The following is a 17,803-nucleotide window of genomic DNA, read 5'->3' on the forward strand; positions in this document are numbered from 1 at the left end:
AAGGTGGTGATTTTATGAACAAGATATTAGTCGTATATTACTCGGTACATCATGGAAATACTAAAAAGATAATAGATTATTTAGCTGAAAATTGTGAGATAGATACATTAAATATTGCTAATAATAGAAAAGAAATAGATGAGGTAAATAGCAATAATATACATATAGAAGATAAACTCGGCTCATATGAAAAGATTATTTTAGGGTCTGGTATCTACTATGGAAAAATATCAAAAGAAATATATTCCTGGCTGGATAAAAATATCGATACTATAAAAAATAAGTCTATATATGCAATTATTACGTCCGGCCTTGTAACTGTAAATTATGGTGGTGATTTAGAGAAATACTTAGATAACAATGGAATGGAATTGAAATCAAAGTTTCATTGTAAAGGGTTTGATACGTATGGACCATGGAAGTTGATAGGCGGTATTAGTAAAGGGCATCCGGATGAAAATGATTTGAAGAATGCTTTGAAATTTGTAAAAAAAGAGGTGTTCTAAGTAAAAAAACTAATTAGAATCGTTTTAAAATAATAAATAGCGGCCTTTGTTTTTAAAATTGATTTTAGAAGGAAAAATATATCCTTGTGTGGAATTTTGGTTAAATCAATTTCAAATTTATCAGACCGCTATTTTTATGTTTATGGTATAAAAATTTTGAGCTATTATATTTTTTTATACTGCGGACAGTACATCTGCTTTTGTTACTATACCCATTAATATTTCATCATCGTCAACTACAGCAATAGGATATCTGGTTACTATAGCTGTATCTATGATATCTTTTACAAGAGAATCAGCTCCAGTTTTTGAAACGTTTTTTTCGATTACATCTTCTATTTTTAAATTTTGTTTTTTAGCTTCAATTGCACTTTCAATATTTAATATACCCATAAATTTCATTTTTTCTGAAACTACGTAAGCAGAAGAAACACTGTTGTTTCTCATAGTAGTAATTGCAAAACTAGGCGTATCATGAATTTTAACTATTGAGCTAGGTGTAATCATAATATTTTTTACGCTAATTATTTTTTTTCTATCAGCGTTTTCTATAAAGTTTCTAACATATTCATTAGCTGGATTAGTAGTCATTTCCTCAGGAGTGGCAATTTGTATTATCTTACCATCTTTCATAATTGCAACTCTATCTCCAAGTTTAAAGGCTTCATTTATATCATGGGTGATGAAAATAATAGTCTTGTTTAATTTTCTTTGAATTTTCATAAGCTCAAATTGAAGGTCTTTTCTAACAAGTGGATCAAGTGCTGAGAAAGGTTCGTCCATAAGAAGTATATCAGGATCATTTGCAAGAGCTCTGGCCAATCCTACCCTTTGCTTCATACCTCCAGAAAGATTGTCAATAGGACTATTTTCAAATCCCTCAAGACCAACTAAATTAATCATTTCCATAGCTTTATTATATCTTTCTTCTTTAGACATACCTCTTATTTCAAGTCCGAATTCAACATTTCCTATAACATTTCGATGGCTTAATAGACCAAAGTTTTGAAATACCATGGATATATTATTTCGTTTGAAATCATAAATTTCTTTTTTACTCATTTTGCTTATGTTATTGCCTTTGAATAAAATTTCTCCATAGGTAGGTTTATTTAGTAGATTGAAACATCTGACTAAAGTTGATTTTCCAGAACCTGAAAGTCCAATTATTACGAAAATTTCACCTTGATTTATATCCAGATTTATATCCCAAAGTGCGGTTGTAACACCTGTCTTTTTGTGTATTTCAGCTTTATCTTTGCCTTCTTTTCCCAGTTTTAAGGCTTGGTTTTTATCATTTCCATAAAGTTTATATACTCCCTTTACTTCTATTATCTTTTCCATTATTTTTTCACCTCACCTTTAACCATACCTTGAGTTATTCTATCAAGAATTATAGCAATTATAACCACTGCAGTTCCTGATACAAGTCCTCTTCCTATTTCAACTCTATTTACACTGATTAATACTTCCATACCTAGTCCTGTAGCACCTATCATAGATGTTGTAACAACCATTGACATTGCCATCATAATAGTTTGATTTACTCCGGTCATTATTGTAGGCAAGGCTTGTGGAATTTCTACTTTTACCAGAGATTGTATTTTTGTTGAACCAAATGATTGTGTAGCTTCTATTACATCTATATCTATCTGTCTAATTCCATGTGATGTCATCCTTATTGTAGGGACTATAGCATAAATTGTAGTAGCAATGACGGCTGGAGCTTTACCAAGCCCAAAGAACAGTAATGCTGGTATCAAATAAACAAATACCGGCATAGTTTGCATAGTATCAAGTATTGGCCGTATAATAGAATTTAGTCTGTCACTTGTAGATACTAAAACTCCAATAGGGAATCCAAATAGCAGTGATATAAGTACAGAGGCTATAACTATTGCCAGTGTTTCATTCATATGACCCCAAAGTCCAAATACGCCTATTAATGAAAGGAAAAATACATATAAAAGCGATGAGCCGTGTTTTTTAGAAGATTTATAAGCGCTAATATATACTATAATCATAAATAACGGCCATGGGATTAAATTTAGTATACCTTGGATAAAAGATACTAAATTCATAAGTGAATTTCTTATAGCATCGAAAAAGGTTTTATGTTTAACACTAAAGTTTCTAACGCTATTATCGATGTTTGAAATATCAAAGCTTGTTTTTATTGGAAAATCATATAAGAAAGATGAGAAAGGATTAGTGGCATTTTTTGAAATAGATTTTTTTATCTTTTCAGCATCTTTTTTATTTAACCATTGATCCAATAATTCAGGATGTTTAGATAAAAACCATTTTGCGGTTTTATTATAGTCTTCTTTTGTTTCCTGCATATGAGCTAGTGCCTCACTTGTGAGATCACTGGAAGTTTTATATTTTTTTAAGAATGTGACAAGTTCTTTATTATTGTCAAAAAATTTATTGCTTGTAGCAACAGTGACCTTAACCGATGGTAATTCCGTTTCACCATTTCTATTTCCTTCTTCTGTGTAAGGCTTATCTTGAAGTAGTATAAAATCATATTTTCCCATAAGCCATGTAGGTTCCCAATAATATGAAACTATTGGTTCTCCTTTATCATACGCAGATGTTAAAGCTGCCGAGAGAGCAGAATCGGAACCTGGTCTAAAGTAGTTGAAAGTATTATCAAGTTTATAATGTTTATATTTTTTATAAAGTATGCTGTCTACTTCCCAACCTGGAATAGCTCCATATATTCTTCCCTTACTCTGATCTTCCGGATCTTTAAATATTGATGCATATTTTTCTAAATCCCAGACATTTTTTAGATTAGGAGCAAGTGGCTTAATATTTCTATCTTTATCACCTTCAATTACATATCTAGGTACATAGAATCCTTGTCTATTATCAGCATAATTTATACTTAGTTCCTTAAATCTGTTTTTGTTTTTGTCTTTTTTATAGTCGGCTATATTATCTGTCCAACATTCCATAATGATGTCGACTTCCCCTGACTTCAATGACTCATGCATTATTGTTGAAGAACCCGGAACTTCCCTCCATTTATATCCATATAATTCAGAAGCGATATATCCTGCAATTGCATTATGAAGCTTAATGCTGTCCCAGCCTGAATCAGCAAAAACTATTTCTTGATTTTTCTTTGCAGAAAATGAGGGATTGCTAAAAAGAATTGGAAAAATAAAAGAAAATACAATTGTAAGAATTAAAAGAATCTTTATCTTCTTGTTTTTCATATAATACCTCCTATGAAAATATTTGTTGAAATACTATTATTAACTAATTTCAAATATATATAAGTTAATATAGTATAAAAACGGTAAATAAATCATAAAAAAATGAATTGAAAAATTCATTAAATTTAGAATTATCAGTATAATTTATTATATATTAATTATATATTATTGTCAAATTTCTTACAATAGTAATGAGGTTAATTTACTATATAATATATTTTTTTTATTTTTATTATATTTATTTTAAAATATAATAAAAAACCTGTTTAATGAATCTGAGTCAACATATAAAAATTTCTTTAAACTAAAGTTCTAATGTTATAAAATAACATTTAGAAGATAAGCTTATCTTTAATTACAAAAGCAAGTATATATGATATAATTAGCTTATGAATTTTGAATAATAGATAATGAATTATTTAATGCAGGAGGAAATAATCTTGAGAATAGTGGTAATTGGTGGCGGTAAGGTAGGTAAAAAGATTTCTGAGCAACTGTCACAAGAAGCTCATGATGTAACTGTTATAGAGAAAAATTTAGAAGTAATCAATAAAATTAATTCACATCAAGATGTGGCTTGTATATGTGGTGATGCAATAGATTATGAAGTCCAAAAAGAAGCGGGTATAGAATCTGCAGATTTAGTAATAGGTTGCACATCTTCTGATGAGACAAATATGTTTTCGTGTCTTTTTGCGAAAAAATTTGGGGCAAAAAATACGATTGCAAGAGTAAGAAATCCGGCATATTATAATCAGCTTAACTATATAAGAGATGAGTTAGGGTTAAGTATGGTAATAAATCCTGAATTTGTAGCAGCTAATGAAATTTCAAGAATTATAAGATTTCCATCAGCAATAAAGGTAGAAACTTTTGCCAAGGGAAAAGTAGAATTATTAGAATTTAAGTTATACAAGGAATCCCCGCTAGTAGGGAAATCTTTGTATGAGATAAGAAATTCATTCAATGTAAAATTTCTAATTTGTGCCTTACAGAGAAATAGTGAGGTAATTATACCAAAAGGAAATATTATTCTTCAAGAGGGAGATAAGCTGAATATAGCTGCCTCACATGAGAATTTAGAGATATTTTTAAAGAAAATTGGTGGTTTGAAAAGAAAAATAAGAACGGTTATGGTAATTGGAGCTGGAAAGATTACATACTATCTTTGTAAGACACTGCAAAATATTAATATAAAAGTTAAAGTGATAGAAAAAGATATGAATGCTTGTAATAGATTGGTTGAATTATTGCCAGATATAGATGTTATTCATGGAGATGGTACGGATAAACAATTACTCGAAGAAGAAGGCATTGATGATGTTGATGCTTTTGTATCTTTAACTGGAATGGATGAAGAAAATATAATACTTTCTATGTTTGCAAATTCGAAAAATGTATCAAAGGTAATTACAAAATTAAGTCAGTCGACATTTGAAAACTTAACCGATTCATTTAATTTAGATACTGTAATATCCCCAAAAGATTTGACAAGTAATATTATTTTAAGATATGTAAAAGGTATGAACAATTCTATGGGAAGTAAACTTAATTGTTTATATAGAATTATAAATGATAGAGTTGAAGTTTTGGAGTTTACTGTGGTAAAAGGGTGTAAGATAGCAGATATTCCCCTTGCGCAATTAAAAATTAGAAACGATATATTAGTTGCATGTATAGTTAGAGAGGGAAAAATAATAATTCCTGAAGGAAATGATTATATTAGTGAAGGAGATAACATAATTATAGTAACTTCAAGTTTAAATATTAGTGATGTTGAAGATATTGTAGTTAGTGTTGATAAGTAGAGGAAAAAATGAATTATGAAATGATGGTCTATATACTTATGAATATATCGAAAATAGAGGGAATGCTTCTTCTTATTCCAACAATCGTTTCGCTGATATACGGTGAACATGATGTTGCTAAGAAAATAGGCTTACTTGCTGTATTCTTTATATTAGTAGGGTATATATTTACGATGAAAAAGCCTAGAAAAATTGATATTTTTGCAAAGGACGGAATATTAATAGTAGGTATTGCTTGGATTATATTTTCGATAATAGGTTCTCTTCCATTTTATATAACAGGAAGTATACCAAGTTTTATAGATGCTTTTTTTGAAACAGTGTCAGGATTCACAACTACCGGTTCAACCATACTTGTAGATATTGAATCATTGTCTAAAGGGATATTGTTTTGGCGTTCATTTACTCATTGGATAGGAGGAATGGGAGTACTGGTATTTGTAATGGCTATAATACCGTTGGCAGGAAGTAAATCCGTTCATATTATGAAAGCAGAAGTTCCGGGGCCTACTATGGATAAATTGGTTCCAAAGACCAAACAAACTGCAAAAATATTGTATTTTATTTACGTTGCTTTGACGTTATTTGAGATAATATTTTTGATGCTGGGAAAAATGCCACTTTTTGATAGTATAGTTCATGCTTTTTCAACAGCTGGAACGGGAGGTTTTTCCATAAAATCAGATAGCATTGGACATTATGATAGCGCCTACATTGATGGTGTAATAACAATTTTTATGATATTATTTGGGATTAATTTTAATTTATTTTATTTAGCCATATTAAATAAATTTTCAAGGATAGTAAGAAGTGAAGAATTACGTGTATATCTGATTATAATACTTACTGCAATTGTTTTGATAACCATTGATTTAAGAAATGTATATGATACAATACCGGAAGCAATAAGATATGCATCATTTCAGGTTGCTACAATAATAACCACTACAGGTTTTATGACTACTGATTTCAATTTATGGCCTCATTTTTCCAGGTCAATATTACTTATACTTATGTTGGTAGGAGCGTGTGCCGGTTCTACTGGTGGTGGATTAAAAGTTTCAAGAGTTTTAATTATGCTAAAGCATATCAAGTTGGAATTAAAAAGAGTGATACATCCGAGAGCTGTATCAAATATAAAAATGGATGGTAAAATAATTAGTGATGATGTAATAAGGAGTGTATCTGCATATTTATTAATCTATTCATTATTATTGGTATTATCTTTTCTGATAGTATCAATTAATGAGTTCGATTTTGAAACTACTATTACCTCTATAATGACTTGTATAAATAATGTAGGGCCGGGATTTGGTGATTTGATTGGCCCAACCGGGAATTTTTCTACATTTTCAGATCTTTCAAAAATAGTATTATCTTTAGATATGCTACTTGGAAGATTGGAAATATTCCCTATATTATTATTGTTCAGTCCAAGAATTTATAAGAGAAGATTTTAATTTAGCAATCATATAAATGGTATAATATAAGTTAACATATAAATTTTATAAGTATCTGATTTCTGTTTTTTATTTATTTTTATTATAAAAAAGGTTTGTATAAAAAGGAGATAGGTTATGAAAAAATATGATGCAATTTTTATTGGTACCGGAAGCGCGAATATTATACTTGAAGCTGCATTGGAAAAAGGATTGAAATGTGCACAAATTGAAGTTGGACGATTTGGCGGTACCTGTCTCACGAGGGGATGTATACCTACTAAAATAATGGTTACAGCAGCTGACTATGTTAGAAAATCAGAGGATATTCATAAAATCGGAGTGAAAGCAAGTAAGGCCGAAATTGACTGGGATAAGATGTCACAAAGAGTATGGAGTAAAATTAATGAGAGTGAAGGTTTAAAGAATTTTTACAATAAAGTCAAAAACTTAGATGTTTACGAAGGTATGGGATATTTTCTTTCTGATAGAGAGATACAAGTAGATTTAAATTCAGGCGGAAAATCTGATGTGATGAGTGCTGATAAAATATTTATAGGTGCCGGTGGCAGGACTAATGTTCCTCCAATTAAAAATCTTGAGGAGGTAGGATATATAACTTCAGAAAGTTTGTTTGGTGAAAAATATCCGGATAAACCGTACAAGAGTCTTATTATTGTAGGAGGAGGTCCAATTGGAGTCGAATTCGCCCATGTTTTTTCAGCTACCGGGACAGAAGTTAATATCATTCAGCGTAATGTAAGACTTTTACCAAAAGAAGATGAGGAGATTTCCGCTCAGATATTAAACGACGTTGAAAAACTTGGAATTAATGTATTTTTAAACTCTGAAACGCTATCTATCAAAATAGAAAATGGCTTAAAAGTATTGAAATTTAAAAACAAAGAAACTAAAGAGGAATTTGAAGTTAAAGGTGAGGAGATTTTGATTGCGCCGGGAATTAAATCTAATGGTGATTGGTTAAAATTGGAAAATACAAATATTAGATGTAATGAAAAAGGCTGGATAGTAACTAACGAATTTCTTGAAACCAGTGTCGACGGCATTTATGCATTTGGAGATATCAATGGTCTTGCACAGTTTAGACATAAGGCTAATTATGAAGCTGATATATTGGCACACAATTTATTTATAGCAGAAAGTATAGATGATTACAGATTTGCAAGATATGATCTGGTTCCAGCTGTTACATATACTTATCCTCAAGTAGCAAATGTAGGACTGACAGAAACACAGGCGAGAAATGCAGGATATGAATTGACAGTGGGAACACATCACTATTCATCTACGGCAAAAGGATATGCCCTTGGATTTGAACCGGGAGATCCGGATGATGGTTTTATTAAAGTTGTTGCTGATAAAAATACAAAAGAATTTTTGGGAGTTCATGCAATAGGTCCGGAAGCATCCATGCTAATTCAACCGTTTTTAAATTTAATGAATACTGGAGAGCTTAGTATTAGAGTATTAAATGAAGATATTGGTTCTGAAACGACAAATATTTTGAGGGATAAAAATCATACCAGGTATCTTCAGCCAAACTTAGTAACTACTGTAAATGAGACTATGGTGCCACATCCGGCATTGAGTGAGGTTGCAATGTGGACTCAGTATTATGTTGATTTTGATCGGTAATATATAATGTTTTGCATAAAAATTATATTGGATTATACGTGGTTTTAAATATTTCTAGTAAGAATAAAGAGTTATAAAATTAATGGAAAATAGCTTTCTGACTAAATTAATTTTCAGAAAGCTATTTTTTTATAAATACTAAAAAATATAATTAGATTTTAAATATATAAAAATTGATATTAACGCATAAAATATGAAAAAATACTTGAAATTAGTTTTTATTATGATATAATTTAGGTAAAGCTAAAATTTTTTTTTAAGGAGGCTAATAATGAAAAAAATACTTTCAATAATAACATTGTGTTTCGTACTTCTTATTTCCGCAGGTTGTGGAAATACTGCAAACAATGGTGGTGTGGATAATGATAAAAAAACTGTCGTTGCAACTACATCTTTTATTGCTGATATGGTGAATCAAATTGCAGGGGACAAGGTTAATGTGGAAATGGTGATTCCAGCTGGTGAAGATCCGCATCTTTATGTTGCAAAACCGGACGATTTAAATAAGATTAAAAAAGCAGATTTAGTTTTATACCATGGACTTCATTTTGAAGGAAAGATGAATGATATACTTGAAAAAAAGGGTGCGCCTGTGACTAAAAATTTTACTGAAAAAGAAGTCGGAAAAATGGAGGAAGACGGAAATCAAATAATAGATCCTCATTTTTGGTTTGACATCAATCTTTATAAAAAAGCTGTAGATGAAGCAAGTATAAAGCTTTCTGAATTATTGCCGGATAATAAAGATGAGTTTATGAAAAAAGCAAAAGAATATAATATGCAGTTAGATAAACTTAATGAAGAAAATAAGAAAATGTTGGATGAAATACCTGCAGAACATAGATATTTAATTACACCACATGATGCATTTAATTATTTTTCTATAATGTATAATATAGAAGTTGTTGCACCACAAGGTGTAAGTACTGATTCAGAAATAGCAAATAAAGATATTGAAAAAACAGCTGATTTTATAGTTAAACATAAAATTAAAGCTATATTTTCTGAAAGTACAACAAATCCTGAAAGAATGAATAAATTAAAAGAAATCGTAAAAGCAAAGGGATTTGATGTAAATGTAGTATCAGGAGAGGGAAAAGAACTTTTCTCAGATTCGTTGGCACCAACAGGTAAAGAAGGAAGTACATATATTGATATGTATAAACACAATGTAAAATTAATATATGATAATTTAAAATAAGTATTGTATTTCATAGTCAGCCGATATTGGCTGACTATGTCCATTTATAAAGTTATTGAAAGTAATAATTAATCGATATATAGTATTTAATTAAGATAGGAGAGATAAATTTGAAAGAAAATACGATAATAAAAGTTGAAGATATGACAATGGCATATGTTGATACTCCTGTAATTTGGGATATAGATGTGGATTTTATAGAAGGATCTATAACTGCTATAATAGGTCCAAATGGAGCCGGTAAGTCAACATTATTAAAAGGAATGATGGGTTTGATGAAACCACTTACCGGAACTACCAGATTTTGGGGAAAAAGATATGAAGATGTGAGAGAGAAAATAGCCTATGTTCCTCAAACCGAATCTGTAAATTGGGATTTTCCGATAACGGTATTGGATGTAGTTATGATGGGGCAGTATGGAAATAAAGGTGTCTTTCATAGAATTAGCAAAAAAGAAAAGGAAATGGCATACGATGCATTAACGCAAATGAAGATGGAAAAGTTTGCAGATAGACATATAGCCGATTTATCTGGCGGTCAAAAGCAAAGAGTTTTTATTGCAAGAGCCATAAATCAAAATGCTGATATTTATATCATGGATGAACCTCTAGCAGGAGTTGATAAAAATACCGAACATATAATCATGGAAAAATTTAAAGAATTTCAAAAGCATGGTAAAACTATAATAGTGGTTCACCATGATATGAATACTTTAATAGATTATTTCGATCATGTAGTTGTAATAGACAAAGTAGTTAAAGGACAAGGAAAGTGTAGCGAGGTATTTAAAAATACAACGCCTATGGAATGGATGGCAAGGAGGAGATAAAATGGAAATATTGAGGAGTTATACCTTCATTATAATTTCGATTGGTACTCTTTTTCTGGCAATTTCGTCAGCTATAATAGGATCTCTAAATCTATATAAGGGGCAAAGTTTGATAGGAGATGCAATTGGTCATTCAACTTTTCCGGGAATAGTCTTATTTTTTATGATATTTCAGACGAGAGAACCATCTATATTATTATTAGGAGCGATGTTGACTGGCGGAATAAGTTATTTTTTGATTCAAATGTCTTCGAAATATTCCAAAGTGCGATTGGATGCCAATTTGGCTATATTTTTATCTGGTTTTTTTGGACTCGGAATGGTTTTTAAAAGTGTAATACAAGGAAATGCGAAATTTCAAGGTGCCTCTCAATCGGGGTTGGAAAATTATATTTTTGGGCAAGCTGCATATATGTTAGAAAAGGATGTCAAATTAATTATTATAGTTTCTATTATAGTTATTACATTATTTTTATTATTTAAAAAAGAAATAATTGCCTTTATCTTTGATAGAGAGTTTGCAAAGACAATAGGATTAAATACCGGTTTAATTGAATTCGTATTGCTATTAATGACAATTGCACTTGTAAGTGTAGGTTTAAAGGCTGTAGGTTCAATATTAATAAGTTCTTTTTTGATATTGCCATGTGTATGTGCAAATCACTGGTCTAAAAAATTGAGAAATGTGTTGATTATAGCTTCGATTGTAGCCGCTTTTTCCGCAGTTTTGGGAACGTATTTTAGCTCAATACATAGGGGTTTAAGTACCGGTCCGACTATAATTCTTACAATGGGAAGTATAACACTTATTTCGATGTTGTTTGGAAAATATGGAGTGGTTGTAAATATGTTGAGATTAAGGAGTAAACAATGATAGATTCATATTTAGTATTATTAATTACATCAATATGTTGCAGTATGTTAGGTGTATTCCTTGTTCTTAGAGATATGTCTATGATAGCAGACGCCATATCACATTCAGTACTTCTTGGTATAGTGATTGCTTTCTTTATAACTCAAGACATAAGTTCGCCTTGGCTGATTGTAGGAGCAGGAATTTTTGGAGTTGTAACTGTGGCTGCGATAGAAATGCTTGGAAAAAGTAAGAGAATTATGAGGAGTGATGCAGTTGGAGTTGTATTTCCTATGTTTTTTTCACTTGCCGTTATTTTAATTAGCAGATATGCAAGAAATGCTCATATTGATACGGATATAGTTTTAGTTGGGGAAGTTATTTTTGCATCACTAGACACTATTAGCATAGGGGGGATCATGCTCCCTGTGAGTTTTATAAAAGTCGGTATAGTAGCAATTATAAATTTAATATTTATAATTGTATTTTACAAGCAGATGAAAATATCTACATTTAATCAGGAATATGCCTATTTACTGGGAATACCGGTAGCTGCTATATTTTATATCTTTATGACATTAACATCATTAACGGCAGTAGTATCATTTGATGCAGTGGGTAGCATTTTGGTTCTTTCATTTTTTATAACACCTGCGGCAACGGCATATTTGGTAGCAAAGGATTTAAAGAAAATGATATTATTAAGTACTGTTTTTTCTGTCATAAATTGTACCTTAGGAACTTTGTTAGCTGTACATTATAATGCATCAATGTCAGGAATGTGTGCTTTTATAGGAATGTTAGTGTATTTAGCTGTTGTGGTATTTAATAAAAAGGGAGCAGTTTCAAAATATATCAACAATAAAAAAATTCTCACAAGAGTCGTTAATGATATGTTTATTATTCATATAGGAAATCATATTAATGATGGTACAAATAAGCAGGAAAATAGGATTGATGGAATGTATAAGCATTTCAATTGGAGCAAGGATGATATTGAAAAAACAGCTGATAGTTTACTTACAAAAGGATTGATAGAAATAGCCGATAATGAATATAAATTAACTGAGCTGGGAGAAAAGCGATATAATTTTTTAAATGAGCATTATAAATTAAATAATGAGGGGGAAATTTAATGAATTCAAGTTGGCAAGACTATATAACGGTAATTTTTGAGCTAAATGAACTTGGGTGTAATATTAATAATAAAATGATTTCAGAGAAACTTGATATATCACCTCCTTCCGTAACAGAAATGATAAAAAAATTAAAATCGGAAGGATTGGTAGATGGTAGAAAAAGTAATTTATTTTTGACAGAAAAGGGAGTATTAGAAGCAAAAAAAATAATGTCAAAACATAGATTATGGGAGTATTTTCTTAAAAATGAATTAGGATATGATTGGGGGGAAGTGCATGAAGAAGCAAAAGCCCTTCAGTATTCCACATCAGATAAATTGATGAATAGGCTAAATAAATATTTGAAAGAACCTATCGCTTGTCCTCATGGTGGATATATTTTTATAAATAGTAATGATGATTATGATAAAAAATTGATTTCATTGTCGAATGTAGATGAAGGAAACAGAGTGATGATAGAAAGGCTTGCAGATATAAAAGATTTATTGGAATATATGGATAGAAAAAAATTATCATTGGGAGACTTTATTTACGTGGAAAAAATCGACAAATATGATGGAAGTATATTGATTAGAAAAGAGGATAAGTTGGAAGTTCAAATAGGTATAATTGCAGCCAAGGATATCTTTGTTTCTGAAATATAGTTATTTTAGATAATTTGTAGATAAGTAGTATTTTAAATTCTTATGAATGAAAAAAATATTTATATTATATTAAAAGGGGCTTTTGAGTCAGCCCCTTTATTTTATAAATTGTCTATTAATCTATTAACTAGTAAAAGTCCTATAAATTTACTTAGTTTTGAAAGTGTATATAGAACAACCGACGAAAAATACACCTCCAATAATATTTCCTATTGTTGCTATGATCAGAGAATAAATAGCCTGTCCAAAAGTGATAGTAGTTATGTTTTTTGCAAATAGAGCTATAGAAAATACAGTCATATTTGCGATACTATGTTCGAACCCTGATACGACAAAAGTAAATAAACACATAATTATTAAAAGAATTTTTGCTGCATCATTTTGGGTTCTGGTTGTTATTAATACAGCAAGACAAACAATGAAGTTACAAAGAATAGCTCTTCCGAATAGCTGAAAAACTGGAATAGTGGCTTTCATTTTTGCTACTTCACCAAAAAACTCAGCTGATGGATTAGTGGAAACCAGTCCTGAAATAACAAAAATAATGGATAGTATTATAGCTCCTAATAAGTTGCCTATCCAACTATATATCCATACATTAATCAAGTCTGTAAAGCTTATTTTTTTATCAAGTTTTCCTATTGTCATAATGAGATTATTGCCGGTAAATAGTTCTGTTCCGGTAAAGATTACTAGTGTAAGAGCAATAGTAAAGGTTAATCCCATTATAAGTTTAGTAGCCGGACTCTCTGAAGTTGATATAAGAGCTCCGGAAATAAAAGAAGATAAAACGCCAGTCCCTATAAAAGCACCTGCAAGGGCAGAAGATATGATATATGAAAATTTTCTGTTTTTGCAAAAATTTGCCTTATATACAGCGGCATTGCTAAGTTTGTCAATTGTTTCATTATACATTTAATTCCTCCTTATAAAAAGCGAATATTTATTAAAAATAGTATAACATAATTCGATAAAAAACGTAAGTATTGATTTAAAAGTAACAAAAATATCAAAAAACAAGATAAATTTTTATATTGTTTATATAAAAAACGAATAATATTATAAAAGTAGGAATAACTTAGATTCTATATTTTTTTATTTGAATTTTTATGTAAAAAAATATAATATATTATATATGAAGCTACACTTAATAAACATAAAATAACGAGAATTAGTATTCCTACATGAAAAAAATATTTTTCAGGGAGTATATCTATTACTGGATCAGTATTATTATCAAATAACCAGTAATCATTTCTAAATAATATTTTATGAAATATTTCAAAGCTTTTAGAGAAATTTATCAAAAATGGGAGCAATAATACAATAGGAAAAACAATTATCTGTATTGAAACTTCTCTAAAAATTTTATAATATTTTTTTTTGTAGCAAGACACAGCTCCTATCACTGATGTGATAAGAAGTACAAAACTAAGTTTTATAAGAATTTGTATTATATTTCTGACTTCAATAAAGTGTAATTTTCCGTATAATGAAGATGGAAAATCAGGAATATCAAATGTAGAGTCTTTAAATGACATTGTGAAGTCAATTATATAGTTGTAATTGCGTATAAGTATTTCTTTAGAAAAATTGCTGTACAAGTCTATATTTAAAAAATCTATATCAAAATAATAAAGATGTTTAAAAGAAAATGTAAATAAAATTGTCAGTATCACTAGAAATATAGAAATAGTGTTTTTCATAAAAAATGCCATACTAAAATATTTTTTGCTTATATTATTTATATTGGTTTTCAAAATTTTCCTCCATGTTTATAAAAATATTACTATTTATTATACACTAAAATGTGATAAAAAGAGTCCATTATTTATTAATAATCTATAGAAGTGTATAAATTTGTAATAACAAATGAAAAAGTGATAAAATAAGTAATGGCAGATGAATATATAATATATTAAGTTGATGAAGATAAGGATATATATTATTATAGAGTAGTCCGTATTTAATAAAAAATATTAATTATAATTTAAGGATTAAATAAAAAAGGGGTAGTATATGAGATTAATTGTAGGTACTAGAGGTAGTGAACTTGCTATAATTCAAACTGATATAGTTATAGATAAAATAAGAAATCTTTATCCTGATATAGAGATAGAAAAGAAAATAATTATTACTAAAGGTGATAAAGTATTGGATAGAGCGCTTGATAAAATAGGAGATAAGGGTATTTTTGTTTCCGAGATTGAAAAACAAATATTATCTGGTGAGATAGATTTTGCCGTTCATAGTTTAAAAGATATGCCTACTATTATCTCAGAAGGGCTCTTGCTTACAAAGACTCCCAACCGTGCAAATCCGGCAGATATTTTGGTTTTAAATTCAAAGTATAATATGAATCATGATGAAATTCATGACTGGTTAAAAAATTCAAAAAATATAAAAATAGCAACTGGAAGCAAAAGAAGGATTAGTCAGTTATTGAAAATAAATCCCGGTATAGAAGTTCCTTTAATCAGAGGAAATATAAATACTAGAATAAAAAAAATGGAATTGGAAGATTTTGATGGTATAGTGATTGCTGCAGCCGGTATTGAAAGGTTAGGGTTGGAAAAAAAATTAAAAATATACTATTTTGATTATGATGAGATGATACCATCTCCAGGGCAGGGTGCCTTGGCTATAGAAATAAGAGAAAATGACAGCTTTTTAAGAAAAATATGTGATGAAATTGCGGATTTGGAAAGTGATATAGGAGTAATTGCTGAAAGAAGTTTTATTAAAAGTATAGATGGAGGATGTCATATGCCGGTAGGTGCAATTTCAGAAATAGATGGTGATATTTTGAGGTTAAGAGCTATGTATGGGGATAGTGAATGTAAAAATATTGTCTCTGCAAAACTTGAGGGCAAAAAAGTTGATGCGGTTGAAATTGGAAATGAATTGGCAAAAATATTATATAAAAAATTGCACGATAAAGAGAGGTAATATCTAATGATGTCTAAAGTGTATTTAGTAGGTGCTGGTCCGGGAGACAGGGGCTTGATTACCATAAAAGGTTTGGAATGTTTAAAGAAAGCGGATGTAATTATTTATGATAGATTGGTCAATAAAGAATTGCTGGATTATAGAAAAAAAGAATGTGAACTATTTTTTGTTGGAAAAGAATCCAGTAACCACATTTTACCACAAAATGAAATAAATCACAAAATCTTAGAAGAGGCAAAACAAGGAAAAATAGTTGTGAGGCTTAAAGGAGGCGATCCCTACGTTTTTGGCAGAGGTGGAGAAGAGGCAGAAATACTTTATGATAATGATGTTGATTTTGAGGTTGTTCCAGGTGTTACCTCAGCTATTGGTGGATTAGCCTATGCAGGTATTCCAGTTACTCATAGAGACTATGCATCTTCATTTCATGTTGTAACAGGACATTCAAAATATGATGATAACCTTGATATAAATTGGCCTGCTCTTGCGAAAGAAAAGGGAACAGTTATTTTTTTAATGGGTATTGGAAATATAAAGCATATAACTAAAATGTTGATTGAAAATGGTAGAGATCCTAATACACCTGTAGCTTTTGTTTCCTGGGCGACAAAATATGATCAAAAAACAGTAAAATCCAGCTTAGAAAAAGCATATTTACTTGTGGAAGAAAAAAAAGTAAAGTCGCCTGCATTATTTGTTGTCGGAGAGGTTGTGGCTCTTACTAAAAAATTAGGTTTTTTTGAAAAAAGGCCACTTTTTGGAAAATCAATAGCAATTACCAGAACTAGAGCAAAAAATAGTGAATTGAGATATAAATTAGAAAATTTAGGAGCTAGAGTGATTGAAATACCGACTATACAAATTGAAGGAATTGAAGTAGAAAAAGAATATTTAAAAAAAATGATAAAAAATAATGATTATATAGCATTCACGAGTCAACATTCAGTTAAATATTTTTTTAATGCACTTAGAAAACATCGGATAGATAAAAGAATACTGGCGGGTTCAAAAATTTGCAGCATTGGAGAAGCTACCACTTCAGAAATAGAAGGAAAGGATATATACCCGGATATTATTGCCGATAATTTTTATGCGAACTCACTTGCTGACAAAATTATAGATGATATAAAAATTAACGGAAATAACAGGATAATGTATCCATGTTCTGAAATAGCACCTGGTGATTTTGAGGAAAAATTGAATGAAAATGGGGCTGTAGTCCATAGGTTGAATATTTATTCTAATAAGGTAAATTTAGCAGCAAAGGAAGAGGTCATAAATATATTTGAAAATGATAAAATAGATTATATTACATTTACAAGTTCATCTACTTTCAATAATTTGGTAGAACTGATTGGAAAAGAAAATATAGAAAAATTGAAAATGATAAAAAAAGTATCTATTGGGAGTATTACCAGCAAAAATATGACGTATAGTGGTATTAATCCCGATTTGGAGTCGGATAAAGCGAATATAAACTCCTTGGTAGATATAATATTATCTGATGTAGAGAAAAATTTTTAAAAATAAAAATGGAAGAGAAGGAATAAG

Annotated in this window: 15 protein-coding genes; 11 read left to right on the plus strand and 4 right to left on the minus strand. The window is 29.8% G+C overall.

The genetic code is table 11. The features are described from left to right. The first annotated feature begins 14 nt into the window (after window positions 1–14). Window positions 15–506 (plus strand): flavodoxin domain-containing protein, encoded by a 492-nt coding sequence (locus HLB29_RS01255; RefSeq protein WP_185623344.1) that lies wholly within the window; start codon window positions 15–17, stop codon window positions 504–506. Window positions 507–680: 174 nt separating this feature from the next. Here HLB29_RS01255 and HLB29_RS01260 read toward each other — a convergent pair whose 3' ends face one another. Together HLB29_RS01260 and HLB29_RS01265 are read right to left on the minus strand one after the other, a co-directional pair. Beyond that, window positions 681–1,850 carry a quaternary amine ABC transporter ATP-binding protein gene (locus HLB29_RS01260; RefSeq protein ID WP_185623345.1) on the minus strand — a complete coding sequence of 390 codons (1,170 nt, stop codon included), beginning with the start codon at window positions 1,848–1,850 and terminating at the stop codon, window positions 681–683. Then, window positions 1,850–3,733, minus strand: a complete 1,884-nt coding sequence (locus HLB29_RS01265; protein ID WP_185623346.1) for a glycine betaine ABC transporter substrate-binding protein — start codon at window positions 3,731–3,733, stop codon at window positions 1,850–1,852. The genes HLB29_RS01260 and HLB29_RS01265 overlap by 1 nt, the downstream gene beginning before the upstream one ends. A gap of 449 nt (window positions 3,734–4,182) precedes the next feature. On the opposite strand from HLB29_RS01265, the gene trkA reads away from it, so the two are divergent. The 8 genes from trkA (at window position 4,183) to HLB29_RS01305 (ending at window position 13,303) form a co-directional block, all read left to right on the plus strand. Next, a complete protein-coding gene (gene trkA / locus HLB29_RS01270; protein ID WP_330604371.1) occupies window positions 4,183–5,541 on the plus strand; it encodes a Trk system potassium transporter TrkA in 1,359 nt (452 codons plus the stop codon). Window positions 5,542–5,549: 8 nt separating this feature from the next. Beyond that, complete coding sequence (locus tag HLB29_RS01275; protein WP_185623348.1) at window positions 5,550–7,001, plus strand: TrkH family potassium uptake protein; 1,452 nt, start codon at window positions 5,550–5,552, stop codon at window positions 6,999–7,001. A gap of 117 nt (window positions 7,002–7,118) precedes the next feature. Continuing rightward, on the plus strand, window positions 7,119–8,636 hold the full coding sequence (locus HLB29_RS01280; RefSeq protein WP_185623349.1) for a dihydrolipoyl dehydrogenase family protein: 1,518 nt from the start codon (window positions 7,119–7,121) through the stop codon (window positions 8,634–8,636). Between the two features lie 271 nt (window positions 8,637–8,907). Further along, window positions 8,908–9,837, plus strand: a complete 930-nt coding sequence (locus HLB29_RS01285; protein ID WP_185623350.1) for a metal ABC transporter solute-binding protein, Zn/Mn family — start codon at window positions 8,908–8,910, stop codon at window positions 9,835–9,837. 110 nt (window positions 9,838–9,947) lie between these two features. Beyond that, complete coding sequence (locus tag HLB29_RS01290) at window positions 9,948–10,667, plus strand: metal ABC transporter ATP-binding protein (RefSeq protein WP_330604306.1); 720 nt, start codon at window positions 9,948–9,950, stop codon at window positions 10,665–10,667. Window position 10,668: 1 nt separating this feature from the next. Then, window positions 10,669–11,541 (plus strand): metal ABC transporter permease, encoded by an 873-nt coding sequence (locus tag HLB29_RS01295; protein WP_185623351.1) that lies wholly within the window; start codon window positions 10,669–10,671, stop codon window positions 11,539–11,541. After that, the gene (locus HLB29_RS01300) at window positions 11,538–12,656 is read left to right on the plus strand and encodes a metal ABC transporter permease (RefSeq protein ID WP_185623352.1); all 1,119 of its coding nucleotides are present in this window, start codon (window positions 11,538–11,540) and stop codon (window positions 12,654–12,656) included. The genes HLB29_RS01295 and HLB29_RS01300 overlap by 4 nt, the downstream gene beginning before the upstream one ends. After that, window positions 12,656–13,303 carry a metal-dependent transcriptional regulator gene (locus HLB29_RS01305; RefSeq protein WP_185623353.1) on the plus strand — a complete coding sequence of 216 codons (648 nt, stop codon included), beginning with the start codon at window positions 12,656–12,658 and terminating at the stop codon, window positions 13,301–13,303. Before HLB29_RS01300 ends, HLB29_RS01305 begins: the two co-directional genes overlap by 1 nt. 147 nt (window positions 13,304–13,450) lie before the next feature. Here HLB29_RS01305 and HLB29_RS01310 read toward each other — a convergent pair whose 3' ends face one another. Both HLB29_RS01310 and HLB29_RS01315 read right to left on the minus strand, forming a co-directional pair. Continuing rightward, entirely contained in the window at window positions 13,451–14,218 is a 768-nt protein-coding gene (locus tag HLB29_RS01310; protein WP_185623354.1) for a formate/nitrite transporter family protein, read from the minus strand. A gap of 170 nt (window positions 14,219–14,388) precedes the next feature. Beyond that, window positions 14,389–15,063, minus strand: coding sequence for a TIGR01906 family membrane protein (locus tag HLB29_RS01315; protein ID WP_185623355.1), 675 nt, complete (start codon window positions 15,061–15,063; stop codon window positions 14,389–14,391). A 259-nt stretch (window positions 15,064–15,322) separates the two neighbouring features. On the opposite strand from HLB29_RS01315, the gene hemC reads away from it, so the two are divergent. Together hemC and cobA are read left to right on the plus strand one after the other, a co-directional pair. After that, window positions 15,323–16,252, plus strand: a complete 930-nt coding sequence (hemC, locus tag HLB29_RS01320) for a hydroxymethylbilane synthase (protein WP_185623356.1) — start codon at window positions 15,323–15,325, stop codon at window positions 16,250–16,252. A gap of 6 nt (window positions 16,253–16,258) precedes the next feature. After that, window positions 16,259–17,776, plus strand: coding sequence for a uroporphyrinogen-III C-methyltransferase (cobA, locus tag HLB29_RS01325; RefSeq protein WP_185623357.1), 1,518 nt, complete (start codon window positions 16,259–16,261; stop codon window positions 17,774–17,776). Window positions 17,777–17,803 lie beyond the last annotated feature (27 nt).

Origin of the sequence: Peptostreptococcus canis, assembly GCF_014229965.1 — a bacterium.
GTDB classification, from domain to species: domain Bacteria; phylum Bacillota; class Clostridia; order Peptostreptococcales; family Peptostreptococcaceae; genus Peptostreptococcus; species Peptostreptococcus canis.